This is a genomic window from Prosthecobacter sp. (genome assembly GCF_044222345.1).
GTDB lineage: Bacteria > Verrucomicrobiota > Verrucomicrobiia > Verrucomicrobiales > Verrucomicrobiaceae > Prosthecobacter.
In genome coordinates, this window is sequence record NZ_JBGANL010000009.1 from 36,360 (window position 1) to 62,928 (window position 26,569).

A 26,569-nucleotide genomic window follows, 5' to 3' on the forward strand; every position below is an offset into this window, starting at 1 on the left:
TTTTCGGGCCTCGGCCTCTCAAAGGTATGAAGCCTGCCCTCTTAACGCTTGCCCTCATGCTATCTGCACTGTCCTGCACCGCCGGCACCACTCCGCAGCCCGAGGAGGCTGGAAAGGTGCATTGGGGCCGCATTCTGGAAACCGCGCTCGCCTCCAGCGCCCACACGGGCAAGCCGGTATTTGCCCTTTTTCAGGAAATACCCGGCTGCGCAGGCTGCAAACAGTTCGGCCGCGATGTGATGTCGAACCCGCTGCTGGTTGAGGCCGTGGAGAGCGAGTTCACACCGCTTCTTATTCATAACAACAAAGGGGGGCAGGACGCCGTGGTGATGCAGCGCTTTGGCGAACCGGCGTGGAACTACCAGGTGGTCCGCTTCCTCAATGCAAACGCGGAGGACATCATCCCACGCAAAGATCAAGTATGGGACACCGGTGGAATCGCAGAACGCATGATCGCAACTCTGACGCAGGCAAAATGCCCCGTGCCGGCCTACCTGACACTGCTGGCCGCCGAGCACTCGCCAAGGCTCAAGCAGGCCGTGTTTGCCATGTACTGCTTCTGGACCGGTGAGATGGCGCTGGGTCAGATCCACGGTGTGATCACCACCGAGGCCGGCTTCATGGGCGGGCATGAAGTGACGCTGGTCAAGTATGATCCGGACGTCATCTCCCTGCCGCAGTTGATAATCGCTGCTGAAAAAGTGCAGTGCGCCAATGCGGTCTCAGTTCACGCAACAGATCTGCCCGCCGCGAAGACCGCGCAGCTCAAGGTCGGCACCATCTCCGGCTACCGCACGGCTCCAGTCAGCGATCAGAAAAAGCAGATTGGCGGCACCCCGGCGGAGAAGCTGACGCTTTCCCCTGCCCAAGCCACCAAGGTCAATGCATGGATCCGCACCGCTCCGGCCAAGGCGCTGCTCTTCCTCACCAAATCGCAGCGTGCTCAGCTCAAGTGAAGAGATCAAGACCGGGGTTTGACCATCAGGCTCTCCATCGGTGGAGCATCGTGCTCTCCCGTGTTTTCATAGCCGGGCAGCTCCTTGCCGCCATGGCGCTCTTCGCGTGATTTCACGTCCGGCCCATAAGCCATGCGCAGGATTTTGAGGCCTTCGATCTTGTCCTCCGCCCGCACGCCCACCTTAGTGCGGTAGATCGCACAGTCCTCCACCACCACGCGTGCATCCCCACGCCCGCCCGGACCTCGTGCGCGGATGGCCACCTCATTGTCATCAAACACGCAGTGCGAGATCACCGCATCAATGTGCTCCTTCAAATTGAGCGCGGCACGTGTCAAGATCTGGCTCGGCTGGTTCCATCCATGCAGGTAGCACTGCCGGATGACGAGCTTGCAGCGTTCGCCATCAGGCGGCGTTTTGGAATCAAAGGCGTTTTCGCCCGGGCTCTGCCCCGCTTTGAATCCGGGGGCGTCTTCAGCCAGCGGGCCTGCCCACAGGTGGCACTTTTCAATCGTCAGGCTACCCCGTTGCCTGCGGTCCGGATCAAACTGAATGCAGTCGCCCGAGACGTACGAGATGTCACAGTTGCGGATGGTGACATCGCCCCAGCGGCCGGTGATGCCATGCGCATCGGTCTGCTTCTCATAGGTGCCGTTGAGGAGATGATGAATGCGGCAGTTTTCGATCACCACACGCGTGCCAAACACACCGACTCCGTTGCCCGTGCCATTGAAGATCTCGCAGTTGCGCAGCGTGACATCGTCCGCCGTGATCTTCACGATGTTCCCGCCCTGGCCCTGCGCATCGACACGGAAGTTTTCATACAGACCGGGCTTGGTGATCTCCAGCCGATGCACCAGCTTCGCGTTTGCCAGCGTGCCAGCCGGGCCTGAAGCCCCTGCCTGCTCTGCAGCATGAAGTGGAGTCAGCAGACCCAGGAAGACTCCGAGGAATAAAGGCGTTCTTTGCATCCGCCCCAGAACGTCTCAAGGAAAGCCCTGCTTCCAAAAATCACCAGGGAATAACCCCGAGGTCTTTCACGAACTTGCTGCGCAGATCATGCGGTGCTCCGAGCGCAAGCCAGGTCAGTGTTTCAGCGCCTTCGTCGGGAGTGCGCGGCGCATCGCTGCCTCCCATGTCAGTGCGGCACCAGCCGGGACACATGCTGTTCACAATCACGTCTGGCAGCGCGGCGGTGAGCTGCTGGGTCAGCATGTTCAGCGCGGTTTTGCTGATGCAATACGCCGGCGCCCAGGACTGCGGCTCACCATCGATCTGTCCCGCGCCACTGGAGACATTGACGATGCGTGGTGCCTTGGATTTCGCGAGCAGCAGCGCAAAGGCCTGGCTCACGCGCAGCGTGCCGACGACGTTCGTGTTCAGCGTCTCCAGCAGCACCTCAGGCTGGAGTTCGAGCAGGCTCTGATAATGGTCCAGCAGGATGGCGGAGTTGTTGACCAGCACATCCAGTCGGCCAAACTGCTCCTCGATCTGCTTCACCGCAGCGTCCACACTCGCCTGATCCGTGATGTCCAGCGCCACGCCGCAGGCACCATCGCCCACCCGTGCAGCTGCCTCAGCGGCGCGTGCGCCATCACGACTGGCGATGATGATCTGCGCGCCACGTGCGCCCAGCTGTTTCGCAGCTGCGAATCCAATGCCACGCGTGGCTCCAGTGATGAGAATGACAGGCTTCATGGAAGAAGGTTGAGGTCACGGACCTTCAAGCCCGTTCCCAGCGAAGCTTACGCTCCTCTTCGCGGATCGGTTGATCATTGATGCTGGCGTAGCGCCTGGCCATGTAGCCATTCTCATCAAACTCCCAGTTCTCATTGCCATGGCTGCGCCACCACTGGCCTGCCGCATCATGCCACTCGTATTCAAAGCGTACGGCGATGCGGTTTCCCGTGAAGGCCCACAGCGTTTTCTTGAGCCGGTAGTCCTGCTCCCTTTCCCACTTCTTTTTCAGAAACTCGACGACTTCGGCACGGCCATTGAGAAAGACATCGCGGTTCCGCCATTCGGTGTCAGGCGTGTAGGCCAGCGAAACGCGCTCGGGATCGCGGCTGTTCCAGGCGTCTTCAGCGGCCTGGACTTTCTTGATAGCCGATTCTTCAGTGAATGGTGGCAGGGGTGGGCGAGGGTTCATGGTGTTTGCAGTTTGAGTTGGGATTCGAGTTCGGCAATGCGCGCCTTCAGCGGCGCGACAGCATCTTGCACTTCAGCCGCAGTGAAGCGCGGGGTGATGAATTTGGGGCAGTTCCAGTCATAGGATAAAACGTCGATGACAAAGATTCTCTCCACCCTGGCCGCATGCCCTCCGGGAGGAGCAATCTTGACCACGAGATCGGGATGCTCGCGCGCATCCAGCACCTTCGCATGGCCAAGGATCTTCAACCGCTCCCGCGCCGGGTAGTCCATGAGGAAGAGGCTCACGCGGTCATTCTTCGCCAGGCTCCCGACGCTGATCATCTGGCGGTTGCCGCCATGGTCGGCGAACATCAGTTCATTGGGACCGGTCACACGCAAAAAACCCTTCGCCCCGCCGCGATGCTGGAGATACGGCCAGCCATTTTCCGTGATGGTGGCCATGTAAAACGAGTCACGCTTCGAGATGAACTCCGCCTCTGATGCGGTGAACGCATCAGGCTCAGGCGTGGAGTCAAAGGCGGGATAGGTCCGCCCATAGTAATGACGCTCCGCCTCGAACACGGCAGGCGTGAGCACGGTATGCATGAATCGGTCGGCCATATTCGAGGTGGAGCGAGGGGTGGTTGTTTAAGCGACGCCGCCGAAGCTGACAAAATCGTCGAGATCAAGGTAGTCAAAGGTTCCGCGCAGATCTTCGCGCGCCTGATTGAGGCGTTTGATCTGCTCCGTGAACCATTCGCGCATCTCCACATCGTTGAAAGACACGGTTTCAGTCCAGTCGGACCACTGATTGATCTCAAGTGGCGTGCGCTTCAGCGGCGCCTTTTCGCGCACCCACGCCAGCACCTCCCAGTCACCCGCTCCCTTTTTCACCTGCTCCAGCAGCGCTTCGGGCTGAATGCCGGTGAAACGGAAGAAGTGGCCGTCATTGGGAGTGTCATAGACATACTCACCGTTGGTGCTGGCGAGTGTGGCTCGCGCTTTGTCCAGCATGCGTGGCAGGATGGTGTACCCGCCGAGGCGGACGCGCGGGCTGCGCGGGGCGCGTTGAGTGAGGTTCGGTGCGTTCATGGGATGTTCCAGTGAAGTGAAGACATGATGAAATTTCAGAATACGAGCGTCTGCCAGCCTTCAGCCAGATAACGGCGGATGCTCGCAAAGCCGGGAGTGCCGGCCAGCGCGAAATCTTTGATCTCGGGCAGTCCGCAGGCTTCGACTTCCTTCGTCGCGCCAAAGACATTGGAGCAGCCGCAGGAGGCACCGGCGATGGCGGGGCGCACGGCATTGTAGAGACCGTGCGCCGGATGTGTGGGCTTCGAGAATTCGGCAGCCCAGCGCACGCCAGTGCCGGCGAACACGACACTGACTTCGTCGTTCTTTTCCTGAGCTTCCGCCGCAAGAGCAAGGGCATTGAAGGCGCGGCCAAGGGCTTCTTCGCCGTTTTTAGGATCGGAGGTGATGATGATTGCGATTTTCATGGGAGGGTATGTTTGGGTTGATGTGCTCTTGAGTGAGCGAGTGGATACTGCCGCGCCGGTGAGCCTGCGGGTAATGCCGGTTCTCTGTTGCCGTTATGCCAGATGTGCATACCCTCGGCGGTATGATAGACCGCATCCGCGCCCTGCTCACCGTGATCGAAGAAGGCAGCGTCAACCGCGCCGCCGTACGGCTGCGCATCACCCAGCCTGCGCTGAGCCGGCAGATGCAGGCGCTGGAAAACGAAATCGGTGGCAAGCTGCTGGAGCGCGAAACCAGCGGCGTGAAGCCAACCGGTCTCGGCCATGCCCTGGTGAAATCCATGAGCCCTCTGGTCGCCAGCTATGACACCGCGCTGTCTGAACTTCGCCGTCAGGCACGCGGCGAGCGCTCCGAGCTGCGCGTAGGCTACCTGCTTTCTGCCGCCCAGAGCATGCTGACCCCTGCCTTGGCAAAACTGCGCAAATCACAGCCAGAGGTGAAACTCAAGCTGCACGACATGTCACCACGCGAGCAGCTCGACGGCCTGCGTGCTGGAGAACTCGATCTCGCTCTCATCGGCCAGGAGGGCGTGATGGCGGCGCGTGAATTTCACAGCGCCAAACTCTGCTCGCTCCACGTCTGCGTCGCAGTGGCCGACAGCGATCCAATCGCTGCGCGAAAAAGCATCGCGCTTAAAGAGCTGAAGGGCCGCGATTTCATCGGCGTGGATGAAGACCAGGTGCCCGGGCGCAACCGCTGGGCGGCCGAACTGTGCAAAACGGCCGGGTTCAAGCCGCGCTTCGCCATCGTCGTGGATGGCATCACGAATGTGCTTTCTCAAGTCGTCTCTGAGTCAGGCGTGACGCTGCTGCCCGGCTACTTTGAAAAGCTGCAGCACCCCGGTGTGACCTTCGTGCCAGTCAGCGATGAGAAGGCCCGCTGGGACTTCATCGTCCTCTGGCAGAAAGGACGCGCCTCAGCCGCCACACGCACTTTGGTCGATGCACTGAAGCAGGTCGCGTCCACGCTGCGCTGATCAATGCAGGGGCAGCCCATGCTGCCGCCAGAACGACTGCAGCGCCGCATGCGAGCCATTGAACACATTGCGCTCCACCGGCCGGTCGAGATTGCCGAAATAGAGGCTGTTGCGGTGCATGCCGTGGTTGTACACTTTCGGCTGCGAGCGCCCATGGCCCCAGTCCACACCGCCATACTGCCACAGCGTCCAGTTTGACCATACCTGATATTGATGCAGCAGACCATGCGGACTTCCCGGTGCGGGATAAACCGGACCTGCACCGCTGTCATGCGCATACAGCGCCAGCCAGTAGGGCATGCGCCGCAGCTTGGCTTTGGTGGCTGTATCCGCGCTGCTGAGGAGCTGCTTTAAATGCGTGCTGTTTTCCAGATACGCGACAGGCACCACACCCGTGCGCGACTCCACCCGGTCCATGAACCGCAGAATGTCCGAGAGGCGCGAGTTCGCATCAAAATCCGCGCACAGCAGCAGCGCAGGTGCGTTCCACGCGCGGCCCCGTGCCAGCGAATGCGCGCGTGCACAGAATTGATCCGCCTGAGCCACCGCATCCACATGATTTTGCAGACGGTAATAAACCCCCGGCAGCAATCCGGAGCGGTCCGCCGCGGCGAGGAAGTTTCCGCACTTCTCATCCAGATTCCCGCCCTTGCCTGCCCGCGCGATCAGGCCACTGGCCCCGTTCGCCCGCAGTGCCGACACATCATGCTCCGAATAGCCCTGTCCGGCACGCTGCTTCTCCTTCGGATCATAAGCCGAGACATTGATGATCTGCGGCAGGCCCCACGAAGACGGCGGCAGGCTCCCCGGTGTGCCGCCGGGCTGCGGAGTGGTGCAACTGGCAAGGGCAAGGAAAAGCAGGAGCAAAAGATGTTTCATGGGAATGTATTCGTCTGCGGCATCAGTCATGGACTCTTGGGAGTTTAGCAAGGAGCCTCATGCCATTCCAGAGGCGCTGGCAGCGGGAAACCTGCGAATTCAATGTGCAGCACACGGCGCCGTCCTGCACTGGAGGAACGGGAGGACGCATGCAGCAGCAACGGACGCATCAATAGAACGTCTCCGGCTTTGGCCTCACAAAGAACCTCTTCATGGGTTTCACGGCAGCTTTGGATCGCTTCTGCACTCAGCCGCCCCAGCCGATGCGTACCAGAGAGAACTCGCAAAGCACCGTTGCTCGAATCCGTGTCATCCAGGTGCAGGCGTGCCGTGAGCATCTGTTCCAGCAGCTGCATCGGTGGCTGCACATGCGGCACACCTTCTTTCACGCTCCAGGGTCCAAACCCAGTCACCTCGACTTGTTCTTTGAGAGCCAGCGTCAGGTCTTGATGCCACGCAACGAGCCAGTTGGTTTCCGGCCGTTTGTCAAAATAGATGCCGCGCACCGGCATGGGGCCGCAAGACAAATGCGGACGCACCAATTCAGCCAGCGATGACTTTGCAAACTCGGCCACCTTGGGATTGCTGAGCATGCCACGTGTGCCTGCCCCAGTTGCATTGCCAAGCAAGGATGCCATTGCATGACATGCGGAAGCGTCGAGCACTTTGGGTACGATGGCGAATCCACGGTTGTCCAGACTGGATGTGGTGTTCATTTAACCGATGACTTGCTTGTTCCCTGCACATTTGCAAGCCAGCCATGGCCTCCAGAGAAACTTCAAAACTCCGTCCGCGTCATCGTGCCGCCAGCCGCAGAACGAAGCTCGATCCAATCAATCTCGACGGGATGCTCCTGCATGGGCAGATAAAGTCGCACGATGCCCAGCGGGCCGGTCGCTGGAATTGATACGCTGATTTCCTGCCAATCGTTTCCCTTCAGGGTGAAAGGCACGTGCTGCGCTTTGCCTCCTCCGGGAAGCCAGTCGAAATGTGAAGTGCCGGGTTTGGCCTTGATGCGGAAGATCGCGGTGCTGGGGCCGCTGTGCTTGCCGGCGCCGAAGCCGAGGAAGCATTCAGAGCCGATTTTCGTCACGCGCACGATGCCGTCCTTCACCGTCGCTTTGCAGTCGCGGGCCTTCCAGCCTTGCAGCGCGGGATCGCTGTCATCTTTGACCGGTGCTTTCGCCTTGATCTTGGGCTGCTGCCTGCCTTCCAGCTCCGGATGGTACTGCCTGGGATCAAAGGCTGGATTCACCACCGGCACCACGGCATGCGTGTCTTTGAGGAAGGTTTCGATCAACGCGTCCAGCTCCGTCACAAGTTCGGGCTTCTGCGTGGCGAGATTGTGCTTCTCGCTGAGATCATCCTTCAGATTAAACAGCAGGTGCCGATGCGACCCGTTCTCACCGCCGTGAAAAATGCGGATGAGCTTCCAGTCATCGCGATGCACAGACACCGCAGGCGGCAGCCAGTCCGGCACCGTGCCATAGTGCGGGAAGTACTGGAAGATCGCCTTGCCTGGCAGCCCGCCACCTTTCAGCGCTGGCAGAAGGCTGCTGCCGTCAAAGTGCTGCTCAGGTGCGGCCTTGAGTGCCAGACCTTCGAGCAGCGTGGGGTAATAATCCTCGCTCTGCACCAGCGCATGGCTGTAGCTGCCAGCGGCGGTGATGCCGGGCCAGACAATGATTCCCGGCACATGCGTACCGCCTTCGAACATGCAAGCCTTGCCACCGCGCAGCGGCACGTTGCTGGTGGGTGTCGTATCATCCACCTTGTCATACATGTTCCCGCCATTGTCGGAGGTGAAGATGATGATCGTGTTGTCCGCGATCTTGAGCCTGTCCAGCGCATCCAGCAGCATGCCGATGGCGTCATCCATGCTCTCCACCATCGCCGCATACGTCGGGCTATGCTGAGGATCGGCAGGGTTCACATGGGTGCGATATTTTTCGATCAGCGCCTTCTTCGCATCAAACGGCGCATGCACGCTGAACATCCAGTAGTTCAGGAAAAACGGCCCGCCCTTGTGCTTTTCCATGAACTGCACCGCTTCCTTGGCCATGCGGTCTTCGATGTGCTGATCCGGCACATCTGGATCCGCGTCAAAATCCGCAAACTTCCACGGTGCCACGTAGCTGCCGGCCGGCCCCGGCCCTGGATGATGCGGCACATCCACATCAAATCCCTGCTGCAAAGGCGAGTAAGGCTCCGGCCCGAGATGCCATTTCCCAAAATGCCCGGTGGCATAGCCCGCATCGTGCAGCGTCTCCGCCAGCGTGCGGTATTCGGTCTTCAATCGTGTCGGTGGATTTGGCTGCACCACCTTCTGATTGGGCGGCCCCTTCTTGGCCACGGTCGCCTCCAGCACCACCTGCGGCATGTGGCAATTGGGCGTGGTGATCCCTGTTCGCGCCGGACTCTGCCCGGTCAGAAGCACCGAACGCGTGGGTGAACACAGCGGACTGGCCGAATAGGCCCGCGTGAAAGTCATGCCACGCTTCGCCAGACGCTCCATATGGGGTGTCTCGTAAAACTTGGTCGTTCCATACAACGTCGTGTCACTCCAGCCGAGATCATCGGCCAGGATGACAATCACATTCGGCTTGTTCGTCGCAGCGAAGAGCGCAGGACACAGAACAAGGAAGCAGAGCAAAAACTGGATCATCGGGAAGCGGGTTGGAGTTCAATCATGCGAAACTCGGCGGGGCCTGCGGGCAGATGCACGCGCACGTGGATGACGCGTCCTTTGGCGGGAATGGGCACTTCATGTGTCTGCCAGTCGTCGCTGGTTTTCACTTCAAACGACGCGCGATTTGCGGGAAGAAAATCTTTGTCTCCATCCACTCGCCACGCGACGGCCGCCGGGCCTGAAGCTGCCGTTTTCAGCGTGAGCTTGGCGATCGCAGGACCAGGGATCTTAAGCTGGCTGTGGGTAATGAATGTGCCTTTGCCGCCAGAATCAGGCGTGAGAACGAGGACGCCATCTTTTTTGACGAGCTTGCCGCCGCGTGCCATCCAGCCCTGTGTTTCGCTCTTCGCCGCATCTGGTTTCGCTTCAGGTTTCGGCACCGGTTTGCCCTCTAGATAGAAATCAAAATAATCGTTCCAAACAGGAGCCATCGGGCCGAGCGCGAGTCCGGGTGGATTAAGGTCCGCGCACCATGCCGTGAGCTTCGCCCGCAGACGCGTGGCGATATCCGGGTGCTGCGAAGCGAGGTTGTGCTTTTCCTCCAGATCCGTGGAGAGATCGTAGAGGTACTCGCGCTCCCCGCCACGCAAAAGCTTCCAATTTCCTTCACGGATAGCGCTCTGAGCCATCCAGCGCCACATCAGCGCTTCATGGGGTGCTGTGGTGATCTCCCCTTTGAGATAAGGGATGAGGTTCACGCCATCGAGGTCGCCGTGCTTCACGGAAGCGTCCGCCACAGCCACCGCCGTGGCTGCGACATCCAGCGCGCTCACCGGGTGCTCATAGGTCTGCCCCCCGGAGATCGTGCCCGGCCATGCGATGAGAAACGGCACATGCATGCCTCCTTCGCTAAGCATGCCCTTCTCGCCATTCAGCGGCGTGTTCAGGCTGCCATCCCAGCCGCCGGCATCGCCCTGCAGCGGCGAGTCGGTCTTGTGAATCTTGAGCGGGGCGCCGTTGTCGCCGATGAAGAAGATGAGCGTCTTTTCCGTGAGGCCGTTTTTCTTCAGAGTGCTCGTGACGAGCCCCACGCCATCATCCACCGCAGCCAGCATGCCCAGCGCGGCACGGCGGCGCTCAGGCATCTCGCCGGGAAAGCGATCCTTGTACGCCTGCGGCGCATCCAGCGGCGTGTGCGGTGCACGAAAGGCAAGGTAGAGAAAGAACGGCTTGTCCTTGCAGCGCTCGATGATTGACGCGGCGGCCTTTGCACTGCCATCGACGTGATACAGCTCCGGCGGCATGTCACCCATGGGCCGGTCCTTGCCCTCCACCGTGATGTTGGCGGGAAACTTCTGCTGCCCGTGCTGTGAATACACATGTTTGAAACCATGCTTTGTGATCTCGCTCTGCGGGCCGAGGTGCCATTTGCCAAACTGCGCCGTGGTGTAGCCCGCGTTTTGCAACCTCGTGGCGATGGTGGTCTCCTTGTTGAAGCCATCCAGCGCGGAACCGTTGTTATCAAGATTGAAACGTCCCTGAAACTTTCCCGTCATCAGTCCACCTCGTGAAGGCACGCACTGCGGCGCGGTGCTGTAGCCGTTCTTGGCGATGACGCCGCTGCGGGCCAGCGCATCCAGATGCGGCGTCTTCACATCCTTCTCCACGCCACGAATGCCGAGATCGGCAAAGCCGTGATCATCCGTGTAGATGACGATGATGTTGGGTTTCTCGGCGGCAGTGGTTAAAGCAACGAAGCTGCTGAGGCATAGGCAATAGATGAGGAGATGCTTCATGGGCGTTTTTTCTTTGGCTGCTCGATCAAGGCTGTGGCCTCGTGTCCCATCTGGCCTGGGGCCACCGCGTCTTTGAGAAACTCGGCCAGGCGCGCACGCATGGTGGCCGTGCGTTCAGGCTCTTTCGCAGCAAGGTTTTCCTTCTCGCCGATGTCCGTTGCGAGGTTGTAGAGCGCAAGAGTTTCACCGGACTCAGCGGCCTTCGCTTTTCCTTTCTTGCCTTTACCTTTCGCCTTGGGGGCGTCTTCGTTGTCGTTGTGTCCGCCGTTCATCACGAGCTTCCAGTCGCCCATGCGCAGAGCGGCCACCGTGGGGGACTGCACACACAGGATGGCATCATGCGGCGAGGGCGCGTCCTGCGTGAGCATGGGCCACACGTCTTTGCCATCCAGTGCGGTCTTCTGCTCCAGCGATCCGCCGGCCAGCTTCACCAGCGTGGGATACCAGTCCACCGTATGCATGGGCTCTTTGATACGCCTGCCTGCGGGGATGTGGCCGGGCCAGTTGGCAAAAGCGCAGCCGCGCACACCGCCTTCGTAGATGCTGCCTTTGAAGCCGCGCAGCGGGGTGTTGTCTCCGGGTGGCGGGCCGCCGTTGTCGGTGGAAAAAATGATCAGCGTGTTCTCGCGCTCGCCGCTTTTTTCCAGCGCGGTTACGATCTGCGCGATGGCCTCGTCCACCGCCGCCAGCATGCCTGCGAGCTTTTGCCGGTTGCCCGTGAGCGTGCCGTAGGATTTGAGGTAGTCGTCCGGCACCTGGAAGGGGCCGTGTACTCCATTGAATGGCACATAAAGAAAGAGCGGTTTGTTTTTGTCCTTCTCCGTGATGGTACGGCAGGCCTCGCGTGCCAGGAGATGCGTGGTGTAGCCTTCCTCTTTGATTTGTTTGCCGTCGCGATACCAGTCGAGATCCTGGCCGCGCAGGTGGGTGAAGTAGTCGAGCATGCCAAAGTAGTGGCCGTAGTGGTGGTCAAAGCCGCGTGCAGTGGGCAGGTAGGCGGGCTCGAATTCGCCGAGGTGCCATTTGCCGGTGATGGCGGTGGCGTAGCCCGCATCATGCAGCGCATTCGCCAGCGTGCGCTCCGTCAGCGGCAGACCCCAGGTGGCATGCGGACGCACGATGGTGTAAACGCCTGTGTGCGTGGCGTAGCGGCCCGTCATTAGTGCCGCGCGCGTGGGCGAGCACACCGGCTGCACGTAGAGAGATTCCAGCACCGTGCCCGCAGCCGCAAGTTTGTCGATGTTCGGCGTGTGGATGTCTTTGCCGCCATTGAAGCCGCAGTCGGCGTAGCCGAGATCATCGATGAGCAGGAAGACGATGTTCGGCTGTTTCTCGGCAGCGAAGGACGAGGCCCAAAGGAGTAACGATGAAAAGAGGAGTGTGATGATTTTCATGGGAGAGAATAAAAATGAGCAGTCATTTGGCCTTCTTCTTTTTGCCAGCACCAGGATCGACCATCGTCACCGGTTCGCCGATCAGCAGAGGTTTGCCAAAGACGGTCTGCTTGTCTCCCTGCTGCTGCATCCAGGCGTCCAGATCCGCACGCAGTTGCTGGAGTCGTTCCGCCTGCGCGGGGTCGGCGGCGAGATTGTGCAGCTCGTTCGGATCACTCTTCAGATCGTACAGTTCCTCCGCAGGCCGCACTGAGTACCGCTTAATCTTGGCCGCGGCATCCGGGCTGGTCTCCGCCGCAGCGAGCCAGCTTTGCCAGTAGTTGAGCCCGCTGGTCACGTTGCTTGAGCGCGAGATGTGAGAATGGTGTTGAAACTCGGGATGCAGGTTGCGGATATACTTCCAGTCCTGCGTGCGCACGCTGCGGATGGGATACACATTGAAGTCACCATCGCCGCTGTGTGTGGTGAAGATGCGGTCGCGATGCGTCGTAGCTTTGCCCCTCAGCACGGCGGCAAACGATCTGCCATCAATGCCCTCCGGCACCGTGCCACCACCGAGTTCGATGAAGGTGGGCAGCATGTCCGGCCAGGCGATCATGGCATCGCTGCTCGAACCCGGCGACAGATGCCCCGGCCACTCCGCGATGAACGGGATGCGGATGCCCGAGTCGTAGAGGTTCCATTTGCCAAACGGCCACTGCGCACCGTGATCGGCGGTGTAGATGAAGAGCGTGTCTCCCTTCACCTTGTCCTTCGCCAGCGCCCGCAGTTCACCGAGCAGGGAGTCGGCACGAGTAATGTCCGAGCAGTAGCGGGCGCGTTGTTCGCGGGTTTCCGCTGTGTCCACATGCTTGGGCGGCAGCTGCAATGCAGCCGGATCATAGCCTGCATTCTCACCCCAGGGCACATGTGGGTGCCGCGTGCCGAAGAACAGGCAGAGCGGCTTGGTGGCATCGCGGGTGTTGAGAAATTTCGCGACCTCCACCGTGTCGCTGTCTCCGATCTGATTGCCGCCCAGGACATCGAAACCGTGGTCCTTGCCGTAATTCCCATGCGCGACTTTGCCAAACGCCGCGACTTCGTACCCCAGCGCATGCAGCGCCGGCGGCAGGGAGAGCACATCAGGATTCTTCGCCTTGTGATTCGGCTCCGCGCCATTGCGCGCCGGCCACAGGCCCGTGCACAACGCCGTGCGGCTCGGTCCGCAGGCCGGTGTGGCGACAAACGCATGCGTGAACTTCATGCCCTCCGCCGCCAGCTTTGTCATGTTCGGTGTGCGAATGTCCGTGGATCCATAGGGCTCGGAGTCCAGCATGCTGTGATCGTCTGAAATAAAGACGACGATGTTGGGCGGCGCGGGTTTGTCGGCAGCACAAAGCGGCAGGCTCAGGAGTGCTGCCAGGAGCACGAAAGGTTTGATGAACATGAGCCGGTAACGCATGATTTTGAGGCAACATCTCAGCAAATGCTGGCGGGTAGTTGAATAGATGCCCTTCAAGGCAGCTGCGGTAAAATCATGGCGTTGTCCTGAGTGTCTGCGTGCCATTGTCTCAGGGCAGCATAGAGACGTTCGAGGTGTTGACGCTGCGCGGGGTCGGCAGCCAGGTTGTGAAGCTCGTCGGGATCGCTTTGAAGATCGTAGAGCTCGATCAGAGGTGGCTTTCCACCGAGAGCATGCGGGTCCATCTCCTGCAGGATGCGAAAGGCCTCGGGAAACTGGGCTTTGACGCGCACGGTCTCACCGTAGATGCGATTGATCCAGGGCTTCATGTCGCGGAGGTCGGCATTGATGACCTTGGGCTCGTCAAGGTGGCTGCGCACAATGAGCTGATGCGTGGCGTCGATCACACTGCGCTCCTCCATGCCGCGCTGCTGGTTCAAGGAGCGGCCGGAGACCTCACTGAAGATGAAGTCGTGCCCTTTGGCGTCTGGCTTGGCTTCAAGCAGGGGTCTGAGGCTGATGCCATGAAGAGGTGAATCATAATGAATCCCGAGCAGATCCAGCAGAGTGGGCAAGAGGTCGAGCTCACTGACCAATGCATCGCTCACAAGCGGCTTGCCTCCGGGAAGGCGAATGACGAGCGGAATGTGCAGGCCCAGATGAAACGGTGTCATCTTGCCATGCTGGTAGGCCGGGCCGTGATCCCCCATGAAGATGACGAGGGTGTTCGCTTCCTGACCGGACTCCCGCAGCGTGGCCATGACTTCGCCGACGATCTGGTCGTTGTGCTGCACGCCGTCGAGATACTCCGCCCAGTCGCGACGTGCGACGGGTGTGTCTGGCAGATGCGCGGGCAGTTTCACTTTCTTGGGATCGATCGTGATGGACAGCTTCTCGCTGTTCACAAACGGCCGGTGAGTATAGGTCGTGCTGTTGTGGAGAAAGAACCACGGCTTGCCCGCCGCCCGGGTGATGACATCGGTGAGGGCCTGCTTGGAGCCTGCCTTTGGGATGAAGTCGTTGTAGGGAAAGCGTTCGTTCGGAGAAACGTGGAGCTTGCCGCTCACGGCGGTGTGATAGCCCTGCGCAGCGAGCACCTCGACCATCGTCTTGCCCTGAGAGCGAATCCGGGTGTGCAGGTAAGGTGGAGCTTGTTTCTCCGCCTCTGTGAGTTTGGCGGCGGGCTTCAGGTAATTGTTGGTGTTGTTGACCAGGCCGTTTGTGTGCGAGTGCAGGCCGGTCATGATGCAGGCCTTTGAGGCTGAGCAGACTGGATAGCCCACGTAGGCCCGGCGAAACAACGCCCCGCTGGCCGCCAGCGCATCCATGTGAGGTGTTTTGACATCAGTCGTACCCAGAGCGCCCATGTGTGCGCCCTGATCTTCAGTGAGAATGAAAAGGATGTTCGGGCGCAGCTCCGCTGCGAATGACGAGAGCACGCTGACAAATGACAAAACGAGAATGGCCGGGACACGATGCATGGTGGATGGTGCGCGTGTAACGAACGGGTCTGTCCGGACATCTCAGCAAATAGTGTGTCGGATTCAGCATGCAGGCTTGTCATTCAAAGAACGTCATTTTAGCATTTCACCGCATGACCTCGAAATCGACTGCCGGTTCCTCGAATGCTGCTGCTACCAAGCAGGCCGCTGAATACGCCATCTACAAACCCAATGGCCGGGGCACTGGAGGCGTGATCCGGTTTGAGTTCAATCGCAGCAAAGGGGCCGTGTTTGTGGATGCGGCGTCGCAGAGCGGTGAGAAGCAGTTCGACTGGGAGCAGAAGATCACCATGAAGTGGGGCCTCTCTGATCTGGGCACCGTGCTGGCCACGCTGCAGGGCCGCCAGGAGCAGGCGAAGCTCTTTCATCAGTCAGAGAAAGCCAACAGCGCCTTTGAGCTGAACTTCCGTGATGATCCGCAGAAGGCTCCGTATTTCATGAGCATGTCACGCCAGGATGCGGCGTCGAAAAGCGTGAAGAAGGTCACCATTCCCGTCACGCACGCCGAGGCGGTGATTCTCGAAACCGCGCTGCGGGCTGCGATCACGCGGCTGATCGGGTGGTGAGTTCTTAGAGAGCTTCAATCTTCACCGTCAGTGAGTTGTAGCCGAGCGTGCGGTCAAACTTGGCTTCGTGTTCGACGCGTTCTTCGGCTTTGAGAATGCTGATGCGCTTCACGCGCTCACAGCACAGACGAAGCAGGGTGCGAAGGATGAGGCGGGCGTGCGGGGCACCGAGGCAGAGGTGCGTACCGAAACCGAAGGAGAGATGCGGGTTGGGTTTGCGGTCGAGGCGGAACTCCTCGGGCTGCGGGAAGGCGGTGGAGTCGAAGTTGGCGGAGGCCCAGGCGAGGGAGATGCGGTCGCCGGCTTTGACGGTGGTGCCATTCACATCCGTGTCTGCGGGACAGACACGGCCGATGTGGGTGAGTGGCATGAAGACGCGGAAGAACTCTTCACTGGCGAGGGTGATGCGCTTGGGGTCTTGGCGAAGAAATTCAAGCGCTTCAGGATATTCTGCGAGATAACCCAGCGCGCAGGAAATGGTGTGGATGATCGTGTCACGACCTCCGGCGAAGGCGAGGTTGGCAAAGCCCATCATCTCCTCGCGGGTGAGTTTGCGTCCGCGATACTCCGCCTGCGTGAGAGCGCTGAAAAAGTCTTGTCCGGGATTCGCCTCGGCGCGGTCAAACTGCGCATGGAGGTAGTCTTCCAGCACATTGCCCTTTTTAAACTCACCGCCAGTGACTTTGAAGACATGGATGCCCCAGCCGATCCACGTCTCACCCTCAGAAGCAGGCACATTGAGCAGGTGGGTCAGAGCGCGTGACTGGATGGGCAGCGCGAACTCATTGACGATCTCGATCGACTCACGGCCCAGCGCCACCGTGAGCATGCCGTCCATCAGCGCCTCCACCTGCGCGATCACCGCAGGTTCTTTGGCACGTTGGAAAAACGGCTCCACGATGGCGCGGTATTCGGTGTGCTCCGGCGGATTGGTCTCGATGGGAAGCTGGCGCATGGTGCGCACAGCCTCCTCCGAAGGGATCGGCACACGGAAAGGCGCGTCAGAGCTGAAGGTCTGCCAGTCCTTCGCCGCCTTGCGCACGTCCTCATGGCGCAGGATCATGGTGATGTCTTCACCGTGAAAGGGACACTTGAGTACACCGGACGCGGTGCGGACTTCGCGGAAAGGGTCGGAGAAGGCGGGCATAGGAGAATGAATCAAACGCTGAACGCGGGCTGCTTTCAGTGCAACCTTTGCTCTTTGTAGGATGATGCCTGCGACCTGTGCTAAGGCCGTTTGCTCACTTCTTTTTCACCTTGCCAGCCTTTGCCGCAGGCTTCTGCGGCGCGGTGGGATCTTCGTAGGGGCTGCCATGCCACTGCGGAGCGATGTTCTTGGCGTTCCACTCCTCCCAAACCTTGGAAAGTTTGGCAACAAGCTCGGGCTTGGAGGCGGCAAGATTGTGCTCCTCGCCAATGTCGGTGCTCAGATCATAGAGCTGCCAGCCGGACTCGGACTTGGCCTCCATGTCGCGCACATCCACCAGCTTCCAGTTTCCCTGGCGAATCGCTTTCTGCGGACCGAAGCGCCAGGCGAGCATGTCATGCGGCGGTGTGGAGACTTCGCCTTTGAGATGCGGCAGGAGATTCACGCCTTCCACGCCATCGGGCTGCTTCGCGGCGGTGATGGCGCACGTGGTGGGCAGGATGTCCATGGCGCTCACCGGCTGGTCGTAGGTTTTGCCAGCGGGCAGCTTGCCCGGCCAGCTCACAAAGAAAGGCACGCGGATGCCGCCTTCGAGAGTCTGGCCTTTGTCGCCACGCAGCGGCGTGTTGACGCCAGTGTTGTAGGCAAAGAAAGGCTTTCGACCGGAGCCGCCGTTGTCGCTGAAGAAGAACACGAGGGTGTTGGGGTGCTTCGCTTTGAGTTCAGCAGTGATGCGACCGATGTCATCGTCCAGCCCCAGGAGCAGCGAGAGATAACCACGGCGATTCGGATCTGTGACATCTGCTGGAATGCGGTCCTTGAGTTTGTCGGCGATCTCCAGCGGTGTGTGCACGGCATTGTAGGCGAGGTAGAGAAACCAAGGCTTCGGCGCATGGCGGTTCATGAAGCCGAGGGCTTCATCGGTGAAGAGATTCGTTGTGTAGCCGTCGAGATGCTGCAGCTCGCGGCCTCGGTAGATCATGTTGTGCGAATGCGCGGAGCCGAATTCGGGCTCGGCATCCTTGTGCAGGAGGAAATTGTGCCCGCCGACGAGGAATCCCAGGAACTCGTCAAAGCCACGCGAGAGCGGATGATGCGCCGCATCAAACCCCTGGTGCCATTTGCCGATGAGGGAGGTCGCGTAGCCCGCCTCGTGCAGCACGTTGGCAATGGTGCGCTGATCCAGCGGCAGCCCCAGCTTCGCCTCATCGCCGACGTGGGGATTGAACTCATGGCCGAAACGCGTTTGCGATTTGCCCGTGAGAAATCCCGCCCGTGAAGGGCTGCAATACGGCGCGGTGACATAGCCGTTTGTACAGCGCACGCCGCTGGCCGCCAGCGCATCAATGTTCGGCGTGGGCACCACCTTGCCGCCATGCACACCAATGTCCGCGTAACCGAGATCATCCGCGACGATGACGAGGATGTTGGGTTTCTCCGAGGCGAAGAGCGGAGAGCAAAGGGCGAAGAACAGTAGAAGGTGCTTCATGAGGAGGGTGGATTTTGACGATCTGGCTTTGTCCGCTTTTTGGCAGGAAACCCAATCATGTCGTAGATTTCCAAATACCATGCGACTTTCATAACGAGGGCATAGGCGATGATTCCTGCTAACAAGCCGCTTTTCCATTCGCTGGAGACGGTTACAATGAAACCGATCAACACAGCGAATGCGATTGCGATCACCTGAGTGAGAAAAAGCCAAACGAGCGCCAGAAAGCCAAGGGCAGCAATGGCCACCAGCACATTTTTAAGTTCTTTAATCCAACGATTCATCCTGGATGAGGGTGGCTAGAACCGGCTTGGTTGCCAATTAAAGCTACTTCCCAAACATCGCATTCGCCTTGTCCCCGCCGCTCAGCACGTAGGCCAGAAGGTCGAGGATTTCGTCCTTCTTGAGCATGGCGAGGAGCATCGGTGGCATGGGGGAGACGGTGCTGAGTTCGATGCTCTTCACTTCCTTGCGGTCCACGTTCACGCGCTGGTTGGGGTCGGTCAGGTCGGTGTTGAGGGTGACGCCGTCGCCGCTCAGGTTCACCACCACGCCGCTCATCACGCTGCCGTCGTTTTTGGTGACGATGATGGGGGCGAACTGCTCGTTGATGACCTTGCTGGGGTTGATGATCTGATCGAGCAGATCGTGCGGGCTGTAGCGGCCGCCGGCACCGGTGAGGTCCGGGCCGGTCATGCCGCCGGCGTTGCCGAAGCGGTGGCAGGTGTAGCAGGCGGCGGCGGTAAACATCTTGCGGCCGTTTTCGAAGCTGCGCTTCTTCATGCCGGTCTTGGCGGCGGCGCTGAGTTCATCGAGCGTCCACATCGTCGGCGTGCGGCCCACGAACATGGCGCCGACGTTTTCGATGGCGCTCTTCACCTCGGGTTTCTTCGCGATGAGCTCGGCAAGCTGCGCGTTTTCCTCCGGCGTGAAGGTTGCCAGCGAGTCTTTGCGAATGAAGTCGATGAAGATGGCGAAGCTGCTGCCGCCTTTGTAGTTGGCGGCTTTGAGGAAGAACTCAAGCTGCTGGGTGCGGAGTTCCTTGGTCCAGCCGGTCTTCAGGAAGCGCAGGCTGCGGGCGTATTCGATCTGAGGTTCCTGACTTTCAGCGGCAGCGATGAGGGCCATGCCTTTCGCGGCGGCGTTCGGTGCCTGGAGATAGGCCAGTGTTTCGGTGAGCAGCCAGTTGAGCTCAAAGTTGTCCGCTGGATAAGCCGGGTCGAGCTTGGCGATGATCGCGGCCACGGTGGCGTCGTCGGGATTGCCAAAGCGATGCAGCACGATCTCGGCGAGGCGCACGTAGGCCATGCGCTGTTCGTTGTTGAGCTTCTTAAAGTCGCGCTTCAGCAGCGCGGCCCAGAGCTTGTCGCGCATGGCGGTATTCACGACGTGATCGGGAGTACGATGCGTTGGACACACGCCGGTCATCCGTGTCAGAGCCAGCAGGGCTTCGAGCTGCGCGGTGGCGTTCTTCTCATTGAGCGCCTTGGTCTCCCATTCTGTGATGGGATTGTGCTCCAGCACGGTACGTGCGGCGCTGCGGATGAAGCGGTCCTTGTCACTGAGATGAGGCCAGGCGAAGGCGACGGCTTTCGGGTCGGCTTTGCCATGATAGGCGGCAAGCTCACGACGCAGTTCGCTGGCGCGTGTGATCTGTGGCTTGGATGTCACCGGGGCGGTCGATTCCTTCCCGGTGTAAGTCACGCGATAGAGTCCCGACTGCACGCGGCGGCCGCCGATGGTGAAGTACATCGCGCCGTCCTGGCCGATGATGGCATCGCTGACTGGCAGCGGGCCGCCGGTGACGAATTCTTCCTTCGTGGCGGTGTAAGTGGAGCCGCTGGGCGTGAGATGCACGGCGTAGATTTTGCCCCAGCTCCAGTCGAGCGCGTAAAAGGCGTCCTGGTATTTCGCGGGGAACTTTGCGCCGTAGCCAAAGGTGCAGCCCGTGGGCGAGCCGGGACCGATGTTCAGCGTGGCGGGCAGGCTGTCATAGTAGAACTCAGGGTATTTGCCCGCGCCATTGCGCCAGCCGAATTCCGCACCGCTGACGACGTGGTTGATGCGCGTCGGGCGATACCACGAAGTGTTGAAGTCATACTCCATGTCCGCGTCATAGACGAAGAGCTCGCCGTCACGGTTCACGCCGCCGTCGAAGATGTTGCGGAAGCCGTTGGCGAACTGGATGAATTCTTTTCCATCAGGCGAAACTCGATACACATTCCCGCCCGGGGCCATGACGTGGCGATTGTGACCGCGACCGTCAGGCATGCGTGGCAGCAGGTGGTCGTCGCCCCAAAGCTTCTGCACGGGCGAGGTCGGGACGGTTTCGGTGAGCACGGCGTTGTTGCCCGTGATGAGATACAGGCCTTTGCCGTCGGGCGTGAGGAGCACCGCGTGCACGCCGTGGTCGCCGCCGGAATCAATCGCGCGCAGCAGCTCCACCTTGTCTGGCATGTCGTCATTGTTGCTGTCCGTGATGCGATAGAGCCCGCTGGGGATCTTCTTTTCGTAGTCGTTCACGCCCACATAGAGCGCGCCAAAGGCAAACAGCATGCCGTTCACCGCACGGATCTCTGCGGGGACTTTCTGCACATCGGCCGGGCTCAGCGTCTGGCCTGGAGCGGGCATCTTGAAGCGATAAAGACCGCCATACTGATCACTGGCATAAATGCGGCCTTTGTCGTCCGTGCAAAGGTTCACCCAGGAGCCCTCTTCGCCGCCGGGCACGGAATAGAGCAGCTCCACCTTGAAATCCGGCAGGGTTTTGATGTTCGTGACCGGTGTGGCCACATTGGCACCGATGGCCGGACCGACCGCATCCGGGCGCTTTGGCTTGGCCTTAGCGGCCGCGTTCTTGCCTTTGGCATCTCCCTTGGCTGGAGCTGGTGCGGGTGGCTGGGCTTTGCCTTTACCCTTGCCCTTCGCCGGTGCTTTGGCCTCGATGATCTGTGCGTCGCTGGGGATGGCGGATTTCTCAAACGAGATCACACCACCGTCCGGCAGTTCCTTGAGCATGACATCCTTGATCTGTACGTTCATGGCCGGGCCGCGATGAATCTGGAAGGCGAGCAAGCCTTCAAAGGCGCGCTTCGATTCTTCGAAGTCGAGCAGGTCGATCGTCACCTTGCCGTCGATCTTGTGAATCAAATGATTGCCCTGTGCGATGACGGTGTACTCATGCCATTGGGCGATGTCCACCTTCACCGGTTCATGCTCGGAGGCGAGCCAGCGCTTGCCCTCGGGATCGATCACCACGCCCTGGCCGTTCTGAACGATGATGCCGCGCCCGCGTTCCTCATAGACCATTGCGTTGTTCGGATGGGCCGGATGAATGTCGCACTGGTAGCCGCCGATGGACCATTTGCCGTTTTCGGGGAGTTCCTTGGATCGGTACTGGATGCCGGTGTTGTTGCCCGTTTCTTTGATCTTCGCGTGCAGTTCAAAGTTCTTCACTTTGCCGCCGCGCCAGATGAGAAACTGGTTGTAGCTGAGCTGTTCGAGACCTGTGGTCTTGCCGGTGATGCAACCGTCTTCGACGCTCCAGAGTTCTGGATTGCCATCCCAGCCGGTGAGGTCTTTGCCGTTGAAGAGCGGTTTGAAACCGTCCTGCGCGGAGGCGAAGGAGGTGAACAGGAGGGATAGAAAAAGGAGACGGTTCATGGTTGAGCGCGTGGATAAACGCGCCCGTCTGTCAAAAACTGCCAGCAAAGGTTGTGTCGGATTCAGCAAAACGACAACGCCGGGCCTGTGAGGGCCCGGCGTTGAGGGATCATTGGTTTTGTATCTGCTGCTTACTTCATCGGGTGCTGCTTCAGCAGTTCATCGGTGGTGTAGAGCATCATGCGGCCGGGGTTGGCGTCGCGGATGGCTTTGACTTCGGCGGCGGTGATGGGGTCGGCTTTGTTGCCGAAGTGGTTGCGGACGAAGGTGAGGACGCTGGCGATTTCCTCGTCTTTGAGCATGCCGCCGAAGGGCGTCATGGGGACCTGGCCGTTGTATTCCTTGTTGCCGACTTTGAGGGGGCCCATGAGACCGTACATGGCGATCTTGATGAGGCGGTCGCGGTCGGTGGTGACCCAGGGGCTGCTGACGATGCTGGGGAAGGCGGGATCAAGGCCGGCGCCGTTGGGCTGATGGCAGGTGACGCAGTGGCCTTCGCGGAAGTAGATTTCCTGGCCGAATTTGAACTGCTTTTTCGCGGCGTCGCTCAGGTAAGCAGGCGGCTGAATGACGGGGTGCTCGGGCTTCACGATTTCGGCGATGCCGGCAAGGCGGTCGGCTGCGGTTTTGATGGCGGCCTTGTTCCAGTCATCCTGCGGCAGCTTGGCGGCGATTGCGACGATGTTTTTGGCGGCGGGAATGTTCGGCAGCCAGGAGGCGGCGACGACGGCTTCGAGGCGGACGCGGCCGTGTTCATCAGCGGCGGCTTTTTCAAGCAGGGCGACGTGATCGGCGATGCGGTGGGTGTTGTAGCGCAGCACACGGACGGCGGCGGCCCGGGCGTGGAAGTCGGGGGAGGCGAGCATCTCGCGCAGGAGTCCTTCATCAGCCTCGTTCAGACCCCAGGTGACCCAGAGGGCTTCGAGTTTGGCGTGGGTGTCCTTTTGGTCTGCGGCCCAGGTCTTGATGGCGGGGAGCACTTCCTTGGCATCGCGGGCGCGCAGTTCGCGGCGGGCACGGTAGCGGGTGCGGAGTTCGGGTTCCTTGAGGTCTTCGAAGAGGGTCTTGAGCGGGGCACCGGCGACGGGTGCTGGTTTCACGAGCGGGCGACCGGAATAGGTGATGCGGTAGATGCGGCCATGCACGTGGTCGCGCAGGGGATCGCGGGCGTTGTGCTGCATGTGGCCGATGAGCACGTTGTGCCAGTCGATGACGTAAAGGGAGCCATCGGGGGCGAATTCAAGATCGACGGGGCGGAAGTTGCCGTCCGTGCTGACGAGCAGATCCTGGCGGTGGGCGGTTTTCCAGCCGGTGCCGCTGTCTTCGATTTTGACCTGCTTGATGCCAAGGAAGCCGATGGCGTTGCAATAGATGAGGTCGCCCTGCACTTCGTCGGGGAAGTGACGGGAGGAGACGATCTCCAGGCCGCTGGTGGGGCGCACTTTGTGGCCGTCCGGCACGAGGTCGGCGGTGGAGGGGGTCTTGCTGCCAAAGGTGGGCTTCACTTCGACGGGCAGGGCCCAGTTCATGGTGGTGCCGGAGGTGTGGAGCAGGAAGTCCTGACCCCACTGGTCAAAGACGAAGCCCCAGGGATTGGGGATGCTCATCTGGATGGTGCGCTCCAGCATGCCGCGCTGCGGGCTGTAGCGGAAGAAGCCACCATCGACGCAGCGCACGGGGCCGTAGGGAGTCTCGACGTTGGAGTGGAGGAAGACGCCCTCACACAGCATGAAGGCGCCGCTGGGATCGGCGGTGAAGGCGCTGATGGCGTGGTGGGTGTCATGCGTGTCAAAGCCGCCGAGGACGATCTCCATGCTGTCGGCCTTGTCGTCGCCATTGGTGTCGCGCAGCAGGACGAGATTGGGCTCCTGGGTGACATAGACGCCTTCGGTGGTGAATTCGAAGCCGATGGGCAGGTGCAGCTTGTCGGCGAAGACGGTTTCCTTGTCGGCCTTGCCGTCGTTGTTGGTGTCTTCGTAGATGAGGATCTTGTCATCCGGCATGGCATCGCCGGGCTTGTAGTGCGGGTAGGTCGGCATGGTGGCGACCCAGAGACGGCCCTTGTTGTCGAAGGACATCTGCATCGGGTTGGCGAGATTGGGGAACTCTTTTTCGGAAGCGAACAGCTCCACCTTGTAGCCTTCTGGGACTTTGAGGGACTTCAGGGCGTCTTCGCCATAGAGGTACTTCTCGCTGCCGTTCTTGACGCTCGGCACGTAGTTCGTTGGCACGGGGGGCAGGGCGTGGGTCTTGCTGTCGTCCACCTTGAGTTCGGTGGTTTTGCCAGTGGCGACGGCGTGGATGAGGTTGTCGCGCAGCGCAGTCATCTCGCGGCTCTTCGCCACTTCATCCGGGTAGTTTTGCGGGCCGTAGGGATTGTAGCGGCGACCGTGGGCGTGAACGCCGTTGAGGATGTTGTAGTCGGTGTTCCAGAACCAGTCTTTTTCCTTCACCGCCTCGTGCACCCGCTTGGGATCTGCCTTCGACTCGTAGCTGGCGTGACCGTAGAGGCCGGTGGCGAGCATCTTGGCCACTTCCGCGTAACCTTTGTCCGTCGGAATGAAGCCGCCGGTGGTGAAGAACTCGCCGCCCTTGGCTTCGATTTCCTGCGTGGGGGTGAAGAGGTCGATGTAGGTGAGGCCGTGCTTCTTGGCGACTTTTTCAATGGCGCTCGCATAGAGAAGCAGGTTGGAATTTTCGACATCGCCCTTGGGCAGGTCGCGTTTCGCGCTCTGGTTTTCGTAGGCGATGGGGCTGACAAGCACGACACGGGGAGCGGTCTTGCCGTTGTAGGCCTTGCTCAGGGTGTGGACGACCCAGGCATCGAGTTCGGCTTCGAAATTGCCCACTTTGGACGGGCCGTCGAAGGATTCGTTGTAGCCAAAGAAGCCGACGATGGTGTCTGCCTGCAGATGGGTGAGCCACTGGTCGGGCGTGGCGTAGAAGCCCTGGCCGTTGTGGATGGGTTTGTCCGGATGGAACTTCTCCGCACCGGGGAAGGCCCATTGGGAAGCGCGGGAGGGATGGGGGCGGAAGCCGGGGGTGTCTCCGACGTGGCCCATGTTGCGGAAGAAGAGTTGGCGGTCTGGGTAGCGGAGCTGCAGTTCGGTCTCGATGCGGCTGTACCAGGTGTCGCGCTCGGCGAGGCCGTTGCCGACGAGCACGATGTGCTCGCCTTTGCTCGGTGGTGCGACAGCCTGGGGACGTGCGGAGGTGGCTGCGACTGGTTCGACGCTGGGCTGGTGCGGGGCTTTGACTTCTTCCTGCTTTTTCGCGTCAGGCTTCTTGGCGGCTGTTGGCTTGGATTTGTCTTCGGGCACGCCCATGGAAGGGCTGCTGCCGGTGGCGAAGTCGCCGGGTTTCAGATTGCGCTGCTTGAAGTAGCTGGCGTCCTTGGTGAAACCGAAGGCGGTGGGTTTGAAGGGATCGATGAAGGCGACATCCGCCTTGGCGGCGACGGGCAGCTTCAACAGGGAGTGCACGGCATTGACGATGAGGCGGCGCAGATTTTCATCGGTGTAGTCCAACGACGCACCCATGGTGGTGCAGAAGGAGCGGCCTTTGGCCTTGCCGTCCGGGGAGGTGTAGTCATGCAGCCAGGCGATGGGCTGCATGGGCTCGTTCTTCGAGCCTGCGACGTTCTTGGATTTTGGGTCGAGGGTCTCGGTGACGGCACCGCGGAGGAGGATGGTGTCGCTCTCCGGCTTCACATCGGGGGCGCCATAGACGTCCGTGGTGCAGAAGATCTCGCCCACGCCGCGCAGGATTTCATTCTTGCTGTTGGCCTCCACGACGACGCTGCGGGTGCCTTCTTTTTTATGCTGTCCGTGGTGGCTCACCCATTTTTCGCCGAGGATTTTCAGGCCGAATTCGCTCCACTTGAAGTCGCCGGTTTTGGCGCTGCCGGTGAAGGCGTGGGTGGCGGTGCGGAAACCGATGACCGGCTTGCCGGAATTCAGGAACTTGGCGAAGTGCGCGAGGCTTTCGTCGGGGAGCTGGCGGAAGCGGGTGCCGATGATGAGGAGATCCGCGTCATCCAGCATTTCGGTGCCACGGATGTTCTTCTGGTTGTTGGGGTCGATGTAGCCCGCCTTTTCGTCCGTGGAGAAGAGCACGATGCAGTTAAAGCCGTGGGTCTTGGCCAGGATTTTGGCCAGCATGGGCATGCTCTCCTCGGTGTGGTACTCCTCGTCACCGGCCACCAGGACGATCTTTTTGCCTTTGCCGGCACCAACCGGATTGGCGGCGACTTCGAGATATTCCTGCGCGTGCGCGGATGCGACCGAGCCGAGGAGGAGGAGGGTGAACAGGAGATGCTTCATGAGTTGGAAAAAACTGGCGGGGAATGCTTATACCGCACGGCCTGGAGAAACCGGACAATAAAAATGGGGGATGGGCGTGAGAAATGTGCTGGAACGGAGGCATGGGAGACCTCCGCCTGTGACGGTGAAAGGGTCGGTGC

The 26,569-nt window shown here is 60.4% G+C and carries 21 protein-coding genes; 3 read left to right on the forward strand and 18 right to left on the reverse strand.

Annotated elements, in window-relative coordinates; translation table 11 throughout:
- Positions 1 to 56 precede the first annotated feature (56 nt).
- Positions 57 to 956: a VPGUxxT family thioredoxin-like (seleno)protein, type 2 gene (locus ACILSL_RS07225; RefSeq protein ID WP_395731331.1), complete on the forward strand. Its 900-nt coding sequence runs from the start codon at positions 57 to 59 to the stop codon at positions 954 to 956.
- A gap of 5 nt (positions 957 to 961) precedes the next feature.
- On the opposite strand, the gene ACILSL_RS07230 is transcribed toward ACILSL_RS07225, so the two are convergent.
- From ACILSL_RS07230 to ACILSL_RS07255, 6 genes are read right to left on the reverse strand one after another with little or no spacing between them, the layout of a single operon-like run.
- Positions 962 to 1,927, reverse strand: a complete 966-nt coding sequence (locus tag ACILSL_RS07230) for a right-handed parallel beta-helix repeat-containing protein (RefSeq protein ID WP_395731332.1) — start codon at positions 1,925 to 1,927, stop codon at positions 962 to 964.
- Positions 1,928 to 1,967: 40 nt separating this feature from the next.
- A complete protein-coding gene (locus ACILSL_RS07235) occupies positions 1,968 to 2,654 on the reverse strand; it encodes an SDR family NAD(P)-dependent oxidoreductase (protein ID WP_395731333.1) in 687 nt (228 codons plus the stop codon).
- Positions 2,655 to 2,679: 25 nt separating this feature from the next.
- Positions 2,680 to 3,105 carry a DUF1348 family protein gene (locus tag ACILSL_RS07240; protein ID WP_395731334.1) on the reverse strand — a complete coding sequence of 142 codons (426 nt, stop codon included), beginning with the start codon at positions 3,103 to 3,105 and terminating at the stop codon, positions 2,680 to 2,682.
- Positions 3,102 to 3,707 carry a pyridoxamine 5'-phosphate oxidase family protein gene (locus tag ACILSL_RS07245; RefSeq protein WP_395731335.1) on the reverse strand — a complete coding sequence of 202 codons (606 nt, stop codon included), beginning with the start codon at positions 3,705 to 3,707 and terminating at the stop codon, positions 3,102 to 3,104. Before ACILSL_RS07245 ends, ACILSL_RS07240 begins: the two co-directional genes overlap by 4 nt.
- A 27-nt stretch (positions 3,708 to 3,734) precedes the next feature.
- Complete coding sequence (locus tag ACILSL_RS07250; RefSeq protein ID WP_395731336.1) at positions 3,735 to 4,178, reverse strand: DUF5069 domain-containing protein; 444 nt, start codon at positions 4,176 to 4,178, stop codon at positions 3,735 to 3,737.
- Between the two features lie 35 nt (positions 4,179 to 4,213).
- Entirely contained in the window at positions 4,214 to 4,585 is a 372-nt protein-coding gene (locus tag ACILSL_RS07255) for a DsrE family protein (RefSeq protein ID WP_395731337.1), read from the reverse strand.
- 122 nt (positions 4,586 to 4,707) lie between these two features.
- Between ACILSL_RS07255 and ACILSL_RS07260 the strand changes: the two genes are divergently transcribed.
- Positions 4,708 to 5,601 (forward strand): LysR family transcriptional regulator, encoded by an 894-nt coding sequence (locus tag ACILSL_RS07260; RefSeq protein WP_395731338.1) that lies wholly within the window; start codon positions 4,708 to 4,710, stop codon positions 5,599 to 5,601.
- Here ACILSL_RS07260 and ACILSL_RS07265 read toward each other — a convergent pair whose 3' ends face one another.
- From ACILSL_RS07265 to ACILSL_RS07295, 7 genes are all read right to left on the reverse strand, one after another.
- Positions 5,602 to 6,510, reverse strand: coding sequence for a GH25 family lysozyme (locus ACILSL_RS07265; RefSeq protein WP_395731339.1), 909 nt, complete (start codon positions 6,508 to 6,510; stop codon positions 5,602 to 5,604).
- 14 nt (positions 6,511 to 6,524) lie between these two features.
- The gene (locus ACILSL_RS07270; protein ID WP_395731340.1) at positions 6,525 to 7,196 is read right to left on the reverse strand and encodes a phytanoyl-CoA dioxygenase family protein; all 672 of its coding nucleotides are present in this window, start codon (positions 7,194 to 7,196) and stop codon (positions 6,525 to 6,527) included.
- A 62-nt stretch (positions 7,197 to 7,258) separates the two neighbouring features.
- Positions 7,259 to 9,145 carry a sulfatase gene (locus ACILSL_RS07275; RefSeq protein ID WP_395731341.1) on the reverse strand — a complete coding sequence of 629 codons (1,887 nt, stop codon included), beginning with the start codon at positions 9,143 to 9,145 and terminating at the stop codon, positions 7,259 to 7,261.
- Positions 9,142 to 10,905, reverse strand: coding sequence for a sulfatase (locus ACILSL_RS07280; protein ID WP_395731342.1), 1,764 nt, complete (start codon positions 10,903 to 10,905; stop codon positions 9,142 to 9,144). Before ACILSL_RS07280 ends, ACILSL_RS07275 begins: the two co-directional genes overlap by 4 nt.
- Entirely contained in the window at positions 10,902 to 12,299 is a 1,398-nt protein-coding gene (locus ACILSL_RS07285) for a sulfatase-like hydrolase/transferase (RefSeq protein WP_395731343.1), read from the reverse strand. Before ACILSL_RS07285 ends, ACILSL_RS07280 begins: the two co-directional genes overlap by 4 nt.
- A gap of 22 nt (positions 12,300 to 12,321) precedes the next feature.
- Positions 12,322 to 13,740, reverse strand: coding sequence for a sulfatase (locus ACILSL_RS07290; RefSeq protein WP_395731344.1), 1,419 nt, complete (start codon positions 13,738 to 13,740; stop codon positions 12,322 to 12,324).
- A 53-nt stretch (positions 13,741 to 13,793) separates the two neighbouring features.
- A complete protein-coding gene (locus ACILSL_RS07295) occupies positions 13,794 to 15,221 on the reverse strand; it encodes a sulfatase (protein WP_395731345.1) in 1,428 nt (475 codons plus the stop codon).
- 113 nt (positions 15,222 to 15,334) lie between these two features.
- Here ACILSL_RS07295 and ACILSL_RS07300 point away from each other — a divergent pair, with 113 nt between their 5' ends.
- On the forward strand, positions 15,335 to 15,808 hold the full coding sequence (locus ACILSL_RS07300) for a hypothetical protein (protein ID WP_395731346.1): 474 nt from the start codon (positions 15,335 to 15,337) through the stop codon (positions 15,806 to 15,808).
- Between the two features lie 4 nt (positions 15,809 to 15,812).
- Here ACILSL_RS07300 and ACILSL_RS07305 read toward each other — a convergent pair whose 3' ends face one another.
- The 5 genes from ACILSL_RS07305 to ACILSL_RS07325 form a co-directional block, all read right to left on the reverse strand.
- On the reverse strand, positions 15,813 to 16,955 hold the full coding sequence (locus ACILSL_RS07305) for a cytochrome P450 (RefSeq protein WP_395731347.1): 1,143 nt from the start codon (positions 16,953 to 16,955) through the stop codon (positions 15,813 to 15,815).
- Between the two features lie 94 nt (positions 16,956 to 17,049).
- Entirely contained in the window at positions 17,050 to 18,444 is a 1,395-nt protein-coding gene (locus tag ACILSL_RS07310) for a sulfatase (RefSeq protein WP_395731348.1), read from the reverse strand.
- Complete coding sequence (locus tag ACILSL_RS07315; protein WP_395731349.1) at positions 18,441 to 18,728, reverse strand: hypothetical protein; 288 nt, start codon at positions 18,726 to 18,728, stop codon at positions 18,441 to 18,443. The genes ACILSL_RS07310 and ACILSL_RS07315 overlap by 4 nt, the downstream gene beginning before the upstream one ends.
- Before the next feature lie 43 nt (positions 18,729 to 18,771).
- Positions 18,772 to 22,107, reverse strand: coding sequence for a family 16 glycoside hydrolase (locus ACILSL_RS07320; RefSeq protein ID WP_395731350.1), 3,336 nt, complete (start codon positions 22,105 to 22,107; stop codon positions 18,772 to 18,774).
- Positions 22,108 to 22,238: 131 nt separating this feature from the next.
- Positions 22,239 to 26,429, reverse strand: a complete 4,191-nt coding sequence (locus ACILSL_RS07325; protein ID WP_395731351.1) for a PVC-type heme-binding CxxCH protein — start codon at positions 26,427 to 26,429, stop codon at positions 22,239 to 22,241.
- Positions 26,430 to 26,569 lie beyond the last annotated feature (140 nt).

What these genes read in the sequence shown, in the direction of transcription:
- ACILSL_RS07265 (WP_395731339.1), bottom strand. Translation starts at nt 6,510, where the DNA reads ATGACTGATGCCGCAGACGAATACATTCCCATGAAACATCTTTTGCTC.
- ACILSL_RS07290 (WP_395731344.1), bottom strand. Translation starts at nt 13,740, where the DNA reads ATGCGTTACCGGCTCATGTTCATCAAACCTTTCGTGCTCCTGGCAGCA.
- ACILSL_RS07225 (WP_395731331.1), top strand. Translation starts at nt 57, where the DNA reads ATGCTATCTGCACTGTCCTGCACCGCCGGCACCACTCCGCAGCCCGAG.
- ACILSL_RS07310 (WP_395731348.1), bottom strand. Translation starts at nt 18,444, where the DNA reads ATGAAGCACCTTCTACTGTTCTTCGCCCTTTGCTCTCCGCTCTTCGCC.
- ACILSL_RS07280 (WP_395731342.1), bottom strand. Translation starts at nt 10,905, where the DNA reads ATGAAGCATCTCCTCATCTATTGCCTATGCCTCAGCAGCTTCGTTGCT.
- ACILSL_RS07285 (WP_395731343.1), bottom strand. Translation starts at nt 12,299, where the DNA reads ATGAAAATCATCACACTCCTCTTTTCATCGTTACTCCTTTGGGCCTCG.
- ACILSL_RS07235 (WP_395731333.1), bottom strand. Translation starts at nt 2,654, where the DNA reads ATGAAGCCTGTCATTCTCATCACTGGAGCCACGCGTGGCATTGGATTC.
- ACILSL_RS07270 (WP_395731340.1), bottom strand. Translation starts at nt 7,196, where the DNA reads ATGAACACCACATCCAGTCTGGACAACCGTGGATTCGCCATCGTACCC.
- ACILSL_RS07240 (WP_395731334.1), bottom strand. Translation starts at nt 3,105, where the DNA reads ATGAACCCTCGCCCACCCCTGCCACCATTCACTGAAGAATCGGCTATC.
- ACILSL_RS07295 (WP_395731345.1), bottom strand. Translation starts at nt 15,221, where the DNA reads ATGCATCGTGTCCCGGCCATTCTCGTTTTGTCATTTGTCAGCGTGCTC.
- ACILSL_RS07255 (WP_395731337.1), bottom strand. Translation starts at nt 4,585, where the DNA reads ATGAAAATCGCAATCATCATCACCTCCGATCCTAAAAACGGCGAAGAA.
- ACILSL_RS07245 (WP_395731335.1), bottom strand. Translation starts at nt 3,707, where the DNA reads ATGGCCGACCGATTCATGCATACCGTGCTCACGCCTGCCGTGTTCGAG.
- ACILSL_RS07305 (WP_395731347.1), bottom strand. Translation starts at nt 16,955, where the DNA reads ATGCCCGCCTTCTCCGACCCTTTCCGCGAAGTCCGCACCGCGTCCGGT.
- ACILSL_RS07300 (WP_395731346.1), top strand. Translation starts at nt 15,335, where the DNA reads ATGACCTCGAAATCGACTGCCGGTTCCTCGAATGCTGCTGCTACCAAG.
- ACILSL_RS07250 (WP_395731336.1), bottom strand. Translation starts at nt 4,178, where the DNA reads ATGAACGCACCGAACCTCACTCAACGCGCCCCGCGCAGCCCGCGCGTC.
- ACILSL_RS07325 (WP_395731351.1), bottom strand. Translation starts at nt 26,429, where the DNA reads ATGAAGCATCTCCTGTTCACCCTCCTCCTCCTCGGCTCGGTCGCATCC.
- ACILSL_RS07275 (WP_395731341.1), bottom strand. Translation starts at nt 9,145, where the DNA reads ATGATCCAGTTTTTGCTCTGCTTCCTTGTTCTGTGTCCTGCGCTCTTC.
- ACILSL_RS07315 (WP_395731349.1), bottom strand. Translation starts at nt 18,728, where the DNA reads ATGAATCGTTGGATTAAAGAACTTAAAAATGTGCTGGTGGCCATTGCT.
- ACILSL_RS07230 (WP_395731332.1), bottom strand. Translation starts at nt 1,927, where the DNA reads ATGCAAAGAACGCCTTTATTCCTCGGAGTCTTCCTGGGTCTGCTGACT.
- ACILSL_RS07320 (WP_395731350.1), bottom strand. Translation starts at nt 22,107, where the DNA reads ATGAACCGTCTCCTTTTTCTATCCCTCCTGTTCACCTCCTTCGCCTCC.
- ACILSL_RS07260 (WP_395731338.1), top strand. Translation starts at nt 4,708, where the DNA reads ATGATAGACCGCATCCGCGCCCTGCTCACCGTGATCGAAGAAGGCAGC.